The sequence below is a fragment of the Acinetobacter sp. ANC_7503 genome (assembly GCF_056780035.1).
Map to the genome: position 1 here is coordinate 150,939 of NZ_JBWYJA010000001.1, position 12,204 is coordinate 163,142.

The 12,204-nt window shown below is 38.6% G+C and carries 12 protein-coding genes and 1 other RNA gene; 1 reads left to right on the plus strand and 12 read right to left on the minus strand.

Annotated elements, in window-relative coordinates; all coding sequences use genetic code 11:
- Nucleotides 1-14: 14 nt before the first annotated feature.
- Nucleotides 15-111: signal recognition particle sRNA small type (gene ffs / locus AC1M9M_RS00815), an RNA gene on the minus strand.
- 285 nt (nucleotides 112-396) lie between these two features.
- Between ffs and AC1M9M_RS00820 the strand changes: the two genes are divergently transcribed.
- A complete protein-coding gene (locus AC1M9M_RS00820; RefSeq protein WP_035263655.1) occupies nucleotides 397-1,224 on the plus strand; it encodes a YbgF trimerization domain-containing protein in 828 nt (275 codons plus the stop codon).
- Nucleotides 1,225-1,270: 46 nt separating this feature from the next.
- On the opposite strand, the gene lpxA is transcribed toward AC1M9M_RS00820, so the two are convergent.
- From lpxA to pyrH, 11 genes are all read right to left on the minus strand, one after another.
- Complete coding sequence (gene lpxA, locus AC1M9M_RS00825; protein ID WP_035263657.1) at nucleotides 1,271-2,059, minus strand: acyl-ACP--UDP-N-acetylglucosamine O-acyltransferase; 789 nt, start codon at nucleotides 2,057-2,059, stop codon at nucleotides 1,271-1,273.
- Complete coding sequence (fabZ, locus tag AC1M9M_RS00830; RefSeq protein WP_035263658.1) at nucleotides 2,056-2,538, minus strand: 3-hydroxyacyl-ACP dehydratase FabZ; 483 nt, start codon at nucleotides 2,536-2,538, stop codon at nucleotides 2,056-2,058. Before fabZ ends, lpxA begins: the two co-directional genes overlap by 4 nt.
- Nucleotide 2,539: 1 nt before the next feature.
- Complete coding sequence (gene lpxD, locus AC1M9M_RS00835; protein ID WP_092766345.1) at nucleotides 2,540-3,610, minus strand: UDP-3-O-(3-hydroxymyristoyl)glucosamine N-acyltransferase; 1,071 nt, start codon at nucleotides 3,608-3,610, stop codon at nucleotides 2,540-2,542.
- Nucleotides 3,611-3,613: 3 nt separating this feature from the next.
- Nucleotides 3,614-4,102: an OmpH/Skp family outer membrane protein gene (locus AC1M9M_RS00840; RefSeq protein ID WP_481591040.1), complete on the minus strand. Its 489-nt coding sequence runs from the start codon at nucleotides 4,100-4,102 to the stop codon at nucleotides 3,614-3,616.
- A gap of 28 nt (nucleotides 4,103-4,130) precedes the next feature.
- Nucleotides 4,131-6,626 (minus strand): outer membrane protein assembly factor BamA, encoded by a 2,496-nt coding sequence (gene bamA / locus AC1M9M_RS00845; protein ID WP_481591041.1) that lies wholly within the window; start codon nucleotides 6,624-6,626, stop codon nucleotides 4,131-4,133.
- Between the two features lie 41 nt (nucleotides 6,627-6,667).
- Complete coding sequence (gene rseP / locus AC1M9M_RS00850) at nucleotides 6,668-8,023, minus strand: RIP metalloprotease RseP (RefSeq protein ID WP_481595342.1); 1,356 nt, start codon at nucleotides 8,021-8,023, stop codon at nucleotides 6,668-6,670.
- 1 nt (nucleotide 8,024) lies between these two features.
- A complete protein-coding gene (gene ispC, locus AC1M9M_RS00855) occupies nucleotides 8,025-9,221 on the minus strand; it encodes a 1-deoxy-D-xylulose-5-phosphate reductoisomerase (protein WP_481595343.1) in 1,197 nt (398 codons plus the stop codon).
- A complete protein-coding gene (locus tag AC1M9M_RS00860) occupies nucleotides 9,222-10,046 on the minus strand; it encodes a phosphatidate cytidylyltransferase (RefSeq protein ID WP_035263666.1) in 825 nt (274 codons plus the stop codon).
- Between the two features lie 2 nt (nucleotides 10,047-10,048).
- Nucleotides 10,049-10,795, minus strand: coding sequence for a polyprenyl diphosphate synthase (gene uppS / locus AC1M9M_RS00865; RefSeq protein WP_481587503.1), 747 nt, complete (start codon nucleotides 10,793-10,795; stop codon nucleotides 10,049-10,051).
- Between the two features lie 8 nt (nucleotides 10,796-10,803).
- Nucleotides 10,804-11,358: a ribosome recycling factor gene (gene frr, locus AC1M9M_RS00870; protein ID WP_481588194.1), complete on the minus strand. Its 555-nt coding sequence runs from the start codon at nucleotides 11,356-11,358 to the stop codon at nucleotides 10,804-10,806.
- A gap of 76 nt (nucleotides 11,359-11,434) precedes the next feature.
- The gene (pyrH, locus tag AC1M9M_RS00875) at nucleotides 11,435-12,163 is read right to left on the minus strand and encodes a UMP kinase (RefSeq protein ID WP_035263670.1); all 729 of its coding nucleotides are present in this window, start codon (nucleotides 12,161-12,163) and stop codon (nucleotides 11,435-11,437) included.
- Between the last annotated feature and the right edge of the window lie 41 nt (nucleotides 12,164-12,204).

The window sequence follows — 12,204 nt, forward strand, 5'->3', positions numbered from 1 at the left end:
TATAATGGTGGCAACCCTACTAGCAAAACTCCGGCACATTATAGTTCTGATACCGTTGCTACCTTCCGGTCCTGGCGGGGTTCTCAGAGTACAATTGCGAAGCCACCAGCAGGGCTACCATTGCAAGAACAGAGTATAGAGATTTTTAACGATCTTGCAAGACCATAATGGGCTTTAAAGGCACTAAAAAAGTTCAAGTGAATATTTACTAATCTATTAACAACAAACTTGATATTTTTCATCTAAATAACTTCAACTTAAATTTCTTCATTTATACAGTTTCATTGTAAATTTATATTGATTTTAAATGCTATGACGTTTTTAATGATCTGATTATTAAGAATTGAAAATACTCAAAGTTCAAATTTGAGTATGGACACAAATGGAATAATGAACATGCTCAATAAGCGTACTTTTCTTGCACTAGCATTGATGAGCTCAACATCAGTTTTTGCCAATATTCCTATCGAATCAAAAGGATTAAGCCAAAATTCGAGTTTGAACCAAACAGCAGTCGCAGCGAATAACACCGCTACAGCCCCTACCAACACCAGTTGGCAGCTTATCCAACAAAATCAACGCTTAGAAAATCAAATTCGTGCACTTCAAGGCAAATTAGAAGAACAAGAACATCAAATTAATCAACTGACCAACGAATTAAAAAATCGCTATACAGATCTAGATCAAAGATTAGAACTCCTTCAACAAAAAATTGATCCTGTGGAGGAGTCCAATGCCGATGATCCTAATGCTGCACCACCCATTCCTAACGAGCCAACTGCACCAAGCACTAGCACTAACTCCAATACCACAGCATCACAAAATGCAACGAACTTGAATCAAACCAACCAACAAGAACTTGATAAAGCGGCTTATACAGTTGCCTTAGATGCATACAAACAAGGTGGCGCAAAAAAAGCCATTGCACCTATGCAAAACTTTGTACGTAACAATCCAAATAGTGTGTATACAGGTAATGCCTATTTTTGGTTAGCTGAATTCAATTTAGCAATTGAACCACCCAATTATGAAGAAGCAAGAAAACACTATGAAACTGTCGCTTCGAAGTTTCCAAATTCAGGAAAAGCACCGCGATCTTTATATCAGCTGTATAGCATCGCGAAAGATGTAAATAAAAACGCTCAAACTGCTGAAATTTATAAAAATAAACTACTAAGCACCTATCCTGACTCAGAAGAAGCTGGATATTTCAAAAAAAGTTAAATAAAAAAGACATCATAAGATGTCTTTTTTTTGCTAGCAAAAGCTCTTAACGAACAATACCGCGCTTAGATTCATTTAGAGAATCTATGAGGAGCTGAGCTTCAGAAACATTTGGTAAAATTTCAGCAGTAATCTGCTCAATGGCTTGTTGTGTCGTCAGACCACTTTTATAAATCAACTTAAATGATTCTCGTAAACCATTGATTACATCTTTGGACCAACCCTTACGACGCATACCTTCTACATTCATTCCAAATGCATGCGCCGGATTACCAGACACCATCACATAAGCAGGAACATCCTTCAAAATCAATGATGCTCCACCAATCATGCTGTATGAGTCGATTTTACAGAATTGATGAATACCGGAGTTGCCACCGACAACAACGAAGTCACCAACATGCACATGACCTGCGACACCAACATTGTTTGCAAAAATGTTGTTATTACCCACCACACAGTCATGCGCAATATGCGTATTGACCATCAACAGATTATTACTACCAATTTTAGTAATACTTTGATCCTGCACTGTACCGCGATGCAGACTGCAATGCTCACGAATTTTGTTGTTGTCGCCAATCTCAAGCCAAGTTTCTTCACCAGCATACTTAAGATCCTGACACACCTCACCCACACTGGCAAACTGGAAAATTTCGTTTGATTTACCGATGCGAGTATATCCACCAACCACCACATGAGAATGTAACACTGTCCCACTATCAATCGTCACATGAGGACCAATAATCGAATAAGGACCAATTTTTACATCAGAAGCAATCGTTGCCGTAGGATCAATAATTGCTGTAGGGTGGATTAAATCACTGTTACTCATGCTTGCTCTAATTTCTGATGAGAAATAATAATTTCAGCTGTCGCTGCAATTACACCATCAACGCTCGCACTACAAAGATACTTGTAAATACCACGTTTCTGCATTACAAGCTCTGATTTTAACACGAGTTGATCACCAGGAACGACTTGTTTTTTAAAACGAACTTTTTCAGCGCCAGCGAAAAGAAAAAGTGAACCAGGTTTGGGTTTTTCATTGTTCATGATAAAGCCAAGAACGCCAGAAATTTGTGCCATCGCCTCAACGATTAAGACACCCGGCATGATTGGATAACCTGGAAAATGACCTTGCATAAACTCTTCATTTATGGAGACATTTTTAAATCCGACAATTCCATTCTCAGTCACTTCTGTAACACGGTCTACCAATAGAAATGGATAACGATGCGGCAAATATTCACGAATTGTTTGAATATTCATCGGCAATTCAGGAATTGAAAAAGATAAAGTAGACTCTGTCATATTATTTACGCAATTTTAAAGTTGATTCGATTGACTCTAACTGAGCCTGCATATCATCTATTTGTTTGACTAATTTGGTCAATGGCACATCTGCTAATTGTCTTAGACGAACAACTGTTCGTTTCCAACGAGAATTTTCGAGCAATCCCATTCCTGAAGAATATGTACCAGCTTCTAAAATGCTACCTGTGACCATTGACATTCCAGTTAGCGTCACATTATCTACAATTTTAAGATGTCCTGAGATACCACAAGCACCTGCAAGGATACAGTTTTTGCCAATCACAGTACTGCCCGCAATACCGCATTTTGCAGCAATTGCAGTATTTTCACCGATTTGAACGTTATGTGCGACTTGCACAAGATTATCAATAATCACACCATCATGAAGTATAGTGTCATCCAAAGCGCCACGATCAATACTACAGTTGGAACCAATTCTGACATCATTTCCAATTTGAACAGACCCGAGTTGAGCAATTCGGTTCCACTTACCTTGATAAGGAGCAAAGCCAAAACCCTCTCCTCCAATTACGGTATTCGCATGGATACGAACACGTTTAGCAATTTTAGATCGACCCGTAATCGTGACATGCGAATCAATGAAACAATCCTCACCGATTTCAACATACTCATCAATTTTAGTTTGCGAATGAATGACTGTATTTGAACCAATCACGGCATGCGGGCCAACCACCACATAATGTCCAATATATACATTATCCCCTATCATAGCACTCGGATCGATTACTGCGGTGGCCTCGATACCACGTTGCACAGTTTTAGATTCGAACACATGAGTTAAAATCGCGAAAGCAAGATACGGATTTTGTACGACAATAAAATTATTATGCTGATTAAGCTGAGCCTGCATCTCAGAAGTGACAATTAAGGCACCTGCTTGAGATGAAATCGCTTCGTCTAAATACTTATCAGAATTTACAAAAGAAATTTGGTTTGAGTTCGCTTGAGTTAAACTTGCAAGACCCTCTAGCAACAGATCTGCATCACCAATAACTTGGCCTTGTACAAGTTTGGCCAAGTGATCGAGACGAAATTGATTTGATTTCATTGACTATTTGATTGCATTAACCTTTTGAATCATTTTAGCAGTTAAATCGTATTTTGGGTCATATGCCAAGGCAGCATTTTTATTTAAAACTAAATCAAGATTATTTTCTTTGCGCAATTGTTCAGCAACTTGTTTAATTCTTGAGTCGAAAACTTTATTTGTATTTTGAATGGTACTTTGAACACGTGATTGAACAATCTGTTGCAAAGATTGAAATTCGTTCATCTTCGTTTGATATTGAGAGGATAGTTTCTGAGCATTCGATTGATTGGCTTGAGCTGATTTAGCCAACGCTTCAATTTCTTTACCCAATTGTTCTAATTTTACCGTTTGCGGTTTAATTGACTGCTCAAGCTGAGTATTCTGCTGTTTTAAGTACGTGCTATTTTCTACCACTTTTTCCAAATCGATTACCCCATATCCTGCTGCATGCGCAAAGCCAACTACAGATGTGAGTAAAACCGTTGATATCATTGTTTTAAATATATTCATTATTATTCCTTAAAGGCAAAAGGCCGTACTAGAAAGTACGACCAATTTCAAACTGAACAGACTTAGTTTCATCACCAGGCTTATCATTCAGTGGGTACGCATAGCTTAATGATAGTGGACCAATCATCGTAATCCATGTGAAGCCTACACCAACACTATAACGCATATTCCCGGCATCGAAGCCAAAGTTATCTTTACAGTATTGTCTCGCACCAACTGGAGTTGCTGGAGAATTACCAAAATATATGTCCCCAGTTGGAACATCACATTGAGTGTCGAACACTTGAGCGCCTTCTGCAAAGATCACAGGACGTACTTGGCGTGCCCAATCACCTTTAAATGGTACTGGTAAAATCAATTCAGTACCAAATTGCACTAATGCATTACCCCCCACTTCTTCAGGGTTTCTATCTTCTCGAGTTAAAGCAGCATCTGTAATACTCGGGTATTTTGGACCTAATGTACTATTATCAAAACCACGGACAGACCCATAGCCACCAGCGTAATAGTTTTTATAGAATGGTAAATCATTACCGAAACCTAACTTACCATAACCACGCCATACAAAATCCTTACCTATCGGAATAAAGGCTTGCGTATCGTATGTAACCTTCTGATATTCAACATCACTACCTGGCAATGCAATCTCAGCATTAACACGATGAGACATCCCAGACGTTGGGAAGCGTGGATTATTTAATGTGTTATAAGACCAACCTAAATTTAAACTATAAGTAAAGAAATCACCTTTGAACTCAGTGCCAATCTCATCAGTTTCATTAACACATAATGTTGGGTCATCTTTACTATACTCGAGACAATATTTCTGAGCTTTCGTTTGTCGACCATCATTTGCAAGCAAATAATCACGCACATATGTAGAAACAAATGGACCAGTCGTTACTTCAGTTTGATCAATATTAATACCAGCACTTAAGCTCTGATTCTCATCAATTGGGTAACCAAAGCTCAGACCACCACCAAAACTATCCGTAACATAGTTGTTAACGTTATAGTCTTCGTCTAATTTCGTCTTACGATAATAGAGATTGTAACCACGGCTGACACCATCAATTGTAAAGTATGGATCAGTAACACTTAGGTTATAATAATCTTGTGTCTCAGAACGAGAAAGATCAATCGCTACACGGTTACCTGTACCTAAGAAGTTAGTTTGACTTAAACCTGCTTGGAACGTAATACCGCCATTTTGCGAATAACCCACAGCTAAAGTACTTGATCCTGAGTGTTGTTCTTCAACAGCGATATTCAAATCAATCTGATCAGGCGCCCCCGGAACACGTACCGGCTTAACATCTACTTTACTGAAAAATCCAGTACGCATTAAACGGACTTTTGAAAGATCAATTTTTTCGTTACTCGCTAATGCACCTTCCATCTGGCGCATTTCACGACGTAAAACTTCATCAGCAGTCTTGGTATTACCTGTAAAATTAATACGTCTAACCGTAACTTGCTGACCCGGATTGATGTAATAATTCAAATTAACTTTTTTTGTTTCATTGTCAATTTGAGGCACAACATTAATTTCAGCATAGTAATAACCAGCATTACCATACTTACGCTGTAACAACTGTTTTACTGCATTCACCAACTCTTGTGAATAAGTTGCATCATCTTTATAAATCTTTAGTGCACGAAGATCTTCGTCTTTATATAAAGCATCACCTAAAAATTTGGTTTCACCAAATTTAAATTGCTCACCCTCATTCATTGAAACTTCAATGAAAATATTTTTTTTATCTTCACTGATATTCAAATTAGAGTTGGTAATTTCAAAATTGATATAACCTTTATTAAGGTATAAAGCTCTTAATGCTTCAAGGCTTGCTGCCATTTTTTCACGCGCGTAGCGATCATTTCTGGAAATGACAGATAACCATCCGCTTTCCTTGACAGCAAAGACTTGCTTAATTTCATCGTCTTTAAATACAGTATTACCAATTAAATTAATTTCAAAAACTTTAGCTGGTTTACCTTCAATGAAATTAATATTGACATCTACACGGTTATTAGCTTTTGCAACAGTTTCAACCTGAATATCAGCATTGTAGCGACCTTGTTGTGAATACTGTTGTTCAAGCTCGGTTTCTAGCGTCTGAAGTGCAGATTTAGTGAGCACCTCACCTTCAGCTAGACCCATTTTCTTCAAGCCCTCTTCCAAGGCTTCTTTTGGAATGAGCTTATTACCCTTGAAATTAATTTTAGAAATAATAGGACGTTCAACGACTTTGAAAACCAAAACATCGTTTTCTTTGAAAGCTTGAATATCATCAAACGAATTAGAGGCATACAACGCACGAATCGCATTCGCAATCACTGGATCATTAATGCGATCCCCAGCATTCACCGGTAACATTGCGAGTACATTAGCTTGCGTTAGTCGAACTAATCCATCAACACGCACATCCCGCGCGATAAACTCGTCTGCTGCATATACTTGTTGTACTGCTGCCATTGCGCTAACGAGTGCCAATGGCATAAATAAATGTTTGTGCTGCATGCCTATTGTTTTCCAGTAAGTTAATTATCCATCTATAACGCTTATAAACGCATAAAATCATTAAATATTGCGAGAAACATCATACTTCCCAGCAACACCATACCAATTTTTAATCCAACCAATTGTATTTGTTCAGAAACAGGTTTACCACGAATTAATTCAATTATGTAATAAACTAAATGCCCACCATCCAACATCGGAATCGGAAGCAAATTTAATATACCCAAACTTACACTCATTAATGCCATAAATGAAATGAAAGTTTGCCACCCCATTTCAGCACTTTGACCTGCAACTTTAGCAATCGTAATTGGACCCGAGAGATTATCCAACCCAATCAATCCACGAATCATTTTGACAATTGAGCCAAGTATCATAGAAGATAATTGACCCGTTTTTTCAACCGCAACCACGAAAGCTTCCGCTGGATTATATTGAATTGTATGCTTATATTCAGCAGGAATATTGATCTGACCAGATTGAGCTTGCACTCCCAACATTCCTGTCGTATTGCCCATATTGTCACGCTTTCCTTGCGGCATGACCTTTAATTGAACAATCTCGCCTTGACGCATCACTTCAATATTCAATAGTTTTTCTGGTGATTTTTGTACTATATCAACAACTTCAAACCAATCGTTAATTTTTTTATTATCAATCGCGACAATTACATCACCTTCTTTCATCCCTTGGCGTATAGCAGCACCATCTTCAGATAATTTATGCACAACTGGTTGAATATGAGGTCGATATGGTAAAAACCCCAAGACATCCAAAGGTGATTGAGACTGATCTTTTAAAAAATGCTGAATCGGTAAATTAAAAGTTTGTACCTGACCATCACGATCAGCTTGAATTTGAATCGTACCACTTTCACCTACGCGATCAATCAGCGCATAATTCAATTTTTCCCAAGTTGGCGTCGCAGTTCCATCCACAGCTATGATTTTATCACCAGAACGCATCTCTACTTGTGCGGCTGGCGTATTTTCAATCACTTTACCAACTCGAGTGTTTAATTGTTCCTGAGCTGGTAAGAACAGAATCCAAAACAGTAAAACAGCAAAAATTAAATTAACAAGTGGTCCCGCAGCAACGATTGCAATTCGTTTTAAAGGGGATTGCCGATTAAACGCATAAGGTAAATCTTCTGCACTTACATTACCTTCACGCTCATCTAGCATTTTTACATAACCACCTAAAGGTAATGCAGAGAGCTGATATTGAATGCCTGACTTTTTAGAGGTCCACTTTAGAACTGTTGGACCAAATCCAATTGAATACACAAGAACCTTAACGCCAAGTTTTCGTGCTACCCAGTAATGTCCAAATTCATGAATTGCAATCAATGGACCTAGAAGCAAAATAGCCGCGACGATAATGAAAAGTATATTCATCTTAGGTACTCAGTGAATTCGTGAGTTGAATAGCATAGCGACGTGAAAGCGCATCAGTCTCTAGGATTAGCTCTAAAGAATCAGCATTTGAATTTTGAATATGGTTCAAAGTGGATTCAACAACTTTAGGAATATCTAAAAATTTGATTTTATTTTTTAAAAATGCTTCAACCGCGATTTCGTTTGCAGCATTTAAGATCGCAGGCGCCAATCCTCCAGATTTCATTGCTTCACGAGCCAATTGCAACGCTGGAAAGCGTACAGTATCAGGCTGCATAAAATTAAGCGTATCGTTTAGAAATAAATCTAGCGGAGGAACATGTGTTTCAATCCGATCTGGCCATGCAAATGCATGTGCAATCGGCGTACACATATCAGGATTACCCATTTGAGCCAAAGTACTACCATCAACATACTGAACCATTGAGTGAATAATACTTTGTGGGTGCACAACCACTGTAACAAAATGTTCTTGAATTGAAAATAAATGACAGGCCTCGATCAACTCGAGACCTTTGTTCATTAGCGTTGCCGAATCAACTGATATCTTCTGCCCCATAGACCAATTAGGGTGCTTACAAGCCTGTGCAGGTGTCACATTACTGAGCTCATCTAGCGTATGATGCAAAAATGGACCGCCAGAAGCAGTCAACAAAATTTGTGAAACACCTAACTGGGGTTTACCACCTGTATCTAATTGTAAATAATTTTGAGGCAGGCACTGAAATATTGCGTTATGTTCAGAATCTACAGGTAATAATAAGGCTTTATTCTCTTTAGCGGCCTTCATCATGATGTCACCAGACATCACCAACGATTCTTTATTTGCTAGAAGAACACGCTTACCAGCTTGAACAGCAGCGAGTGTTGGCAATAATCCTGCCGCACCCACTATCGCCGCCATCACGATATCAACCTGAGGATGCTCAGCAACAGCGATTAAACCCGACTCATCAGAGAGAATTTCGGTTGAAGTGATATTTTTTAATTTGAAAAATTGATGTAGTTCATCCACCTTGCCTGAAGGTACAACAGCATAATGTGGATGATATTGTTGACATATTTCGCTTAACTGCTCTACACGACTAAATGCAGATACCGCAAAAACATTGTACTTCTCTGGATGTCGATCAATGACTTTTAAGGTACTTTGTCCAATTGAACCCGTTACACCTAATATACATACTGATTGAGACATCTATAAATCTACACCAACAAGTTTTAAAACAAATATTCCCGCAGCAAAAATAGGTGCGGCAGCAAGCAATGAGTCAATGCGATCTAATACACCACCATGACCAGGCAAAATACGACCTGAATCCTTAATACCTGCACGACGCTTAATCATTGATTCAAATAAATCACCTTGAACTGAGCTAAATACTGTCAGCACAGATAGGAGTAAAAATAGAATATGCTCTACTGCGGTTAAATCTAAATAGTTAAATTGTACAAATAAGATAACAATGATGACTGTAATTACACCACCGATTAACCCTTCAATAGATTTATTCGGGCTCACCTCAGGTGCAAGCTTACGCTTACCAAGCTTCCTACCTACAAAATACGCCCCACTATCAGCACCCCACACTAAGAGGAATAGATACATGAGCCACCAAGGTGAACTTATCCAGACTTCGTATATTGCCGATACTGCAGCGCTAATAATCACTACACCAATCCAATTCAGTGAAGTGTTATACCACGCATCATAAAGAGGATATTGCTTAACCCAATAAATGGTAATAACCCAAGTAATAATCGAAGCACTCCACAACAGCAGTACTAGATCATCAAAATAAAGCGCAATTGCAGAAAATACCGCAGTGATTACACCAAAGCATCCTGCTTTAAATTTATTCACTTGATCAGTTTGACGAGGCATGAGTTTAAACCACTCATAGCCAGCCCCCCCGGCAGCGATAATCATTAACGCTAACATTGGATAAATGGATGTAGTTGCAAACATACAGCTCAAGACTACAGCCACTAAAATCAATGCGGTAATTATCCGCTCTAACATTATTAGTTCTCTATTTTCTCTTGTTGGACCTGCTCAGAGGTTTTTCCAAAGCGCCTTTCACGCCCTAAAAACACACCAAAGGCATGATCCAATTCTTCTGTTGTGAATTCTGGCCACAACGTCTCAGTAAAATACAACTCAGCATATGCAGATTGCCATAATAAAAAATTAGACAATCGATAATCACCACCAGTACGAATCAATAAGTCGACTGGAGGTAAGTCACCTAAACTGACATGCTGAGCAAACAAATCAACATCAACTTGATCAACATCAATTTTTTGTTCTTTGACGAGTTGTGCGATTGTTTTAGCAGTTTGTGCGATATCCCACATTCCACCATAGCTCACAGCAATTGTGAGCGTCATTTCTGTGAAAGTAGCAGTCCTTTGTTCTGCTTGCAACATTAATTGTTGCAATTCTGGCGATAAACGAGAGCGATCCCCGATGAATCTAAGCCCAATCTGAAACTTTATCATTCGAGGAATTTGTTCATTAATCGTCTCTTCCAACAGTTTCATGAGCAAATCAACTTCGTATTGAGGTCGATTCCAGTTTTCACTTGAGAAGGCATAAACAGTAAGTGCTTTTACACCCACTTTACGACAATGCTCTACAATCGGATCAAGGACATTTTTTCCTTCACGGTGTCCATCACCTTTTTGTAGATGTTTCTTTTTTGCAAAACGATTGTTGCCATCCATAATGATGGCAACATGTTGAGGCAGAAGCTCTGCTGAGATGGTCATTATATAGCTTAGACCTTCATCAACTCTGCTTCTTTTGCTGCTAAACGCTTTTCAACTTCAGCAACAAATTTATCTGTGATTTTTTGGATTTCATCGCCAGCACGACGCTCATCGTCTTCAGAAATTTCTTTTTCTTTCAGCAACGCTTTAATATCACCTAATACATCACGGCGAATATTACGAATCGCAACTTTTGCATTTTCAGCCTCGTTACGTGCCACTTTTTGCATATCACGGCGTGTTTCTTCAGTTAATGCCGCCATTGGTACACGAATTGAATCAGCAGTAATTGGGTTCAAACCTAAATCTGACTCACGAATTGCTTTATCAATTGCAGCAACCATATTGCGCTCGAAAGGTTGAACAAGCAATGTACGCGAATCTTCAACACCAATGTTAGCAACTTGGTTTAATGGCACATCAGAGCCATAGTAAGGAACCATTACGCCGTTAAGAATTGATGGATGTGCACGACCTGTACGAACTTTAGCAAAACCATGCTCTAATGAGTCCAATGATTTATTCATGCGCTCTTCAGCATCTTTTTTAAGATCGTTAATCATGTGATCTTCCTTACCTAATTCTCAAAATTTAAATCAAAATAGTGTTTAGTATAAATAGCTTTGAAAGCCACGTACATCAATTAGTAACGTGAGTACCTTCTTTTTCACCCATAACCACTGACAATAACGCACCTGATTTATTCATATCGAATACTTGAAGTGGAACATTATGGTCACGGCATAAGCAAATCGCGGTTAAATCCATTACACCAAGTTTCTCATCTAAGACTTGGTCAAATGTTAATGCATCATATTTAACAGCATCTTCGTATTTGCTTGGATCTTTATTGTAGACACCATCTACCTTCGTCGCTTTAAGAATTAAGTTGGCCTCAATCTCAATACCACGTAAGCAAGCAGCGGTATCTGTCGTAAAGAATGGATTACCAGTACCCGCCACAAACACACAAACTTCACCATTATTTAAATGACGAATCGCATCACGGCTAGAATATGATTCTACAACTGTACCGATTGGTAATGCTGACATTAAACGGGTTTTAATATTACGACGTACCAATGCATCTCGTAGCGCCAAACCGTTCATCACAGTTGCTAGCATACCCATTTGATCACCTGTTACGCGACCAACCAACCCATCTTGCTGTAATTGGCTACCACGATAAAGGTTACCACCACCCACAACGATACCAACTTGCACACCTAGACCAACCAAGTGAGCAATAGATAAAGACATTTGATCAAGCACTTGTGCATCGATACCCATATCTTTATTGCCTGCTAGCGCTTCACCCGAAAGTTTTAGCAGAATACGACCAAAGCGTGGTTTTTTAGAATCTAACATTACAAACTCCAATATCCGAATTCATTTATAAGTATTACTTC

What these genes read in the sequence shown, in the direction of transcription:
- frr (WP_481588194.1), bottom strand. Translation starts at nt 11,358, where the DNA reads ATGATTAACGATCTTAAAAAAGATGCTGAAGAGCGCATGAATAAATCA.
- pyrH (WP_035263670.1), bottom strand. Translation starts at nt 12,163, where the DNA reads ATGTTAGATTCTAAAAAACCACGCTTTGGTCGTATTCTGCTAAAACTT.
- AC1M9M_RS00840 (WP_481591040.1), bottom strand. Translation starts at nt 4,102, where the DNA reads ATGAATATATTTAAAACAATGATATCAACGGTTTTACTCACATCTGTA.
- lpxA (WP_035263657.1), bottom strand. Translation starts at nt 2,059, where the DNA reads ATGAGTAACAGTGATTTAATCCACCCTACAGCAATTATTGATCCTACG.
- uppS (WP_481587503.1), bottom strand. Translation starts at nt 10,795, where the DNA reads ATGACCATCTCAGCAGAGCTTCTGCCTCAACATGTTGCCATCATTATG.
- rseP (WP_481595342.1), bottom strand. Translation starts at nt 8,023, where the DNA reads ATGAATATACTTTTCATTATCGTCGCGGCTATTTTGCTTCTAGGTCCA.
- lpxD (WP_092766345.1), bottom strand. Translation starts at nt 3,610, where the DNA reads ATGAAATCAAATCAATTTCGTCTCGATCACTTGGCCAAACTTGTACAA.
- fabZ (WP_035263658.1), bottom strand. Translation starts at nt 2,538, where the DNA reads ATGACAGAGTCTACTTTATCTTTTTCAATTCCTGAATTGCCGATGAAT.
- AC1M9M_RS00820 (WP_035263655.1), top strand. Translation starts at nt 397, where the DNA reads ATGCTCAATAAGCGTACTTTTCTTGCACTAGCATTGATGAGCTCAACA.
- ispC (WP_481595343.1), bottom strand. Translation starts at nt 9,221, where the DNA reads ATGTCTCAATCAGTATGTATATTAGGTGTAACGGGTTCAATTGGACAA.
- bamA (WP_481591041.1), bottom strand. Translation starts at nt 6,626, where the DNA reads ATGCAGCACAAACATTTATTTATGCCATTGGCACTCGTTAGCGCAATG.
- AC1M9M_RS00860 (WP_035263666.1), bottom strand. Translation starts at nt 10,046, where the DNA reads ATGTTAGAGCGGATAATTACCGCATTGATTTTAGTGGCTGTAGTCTTG.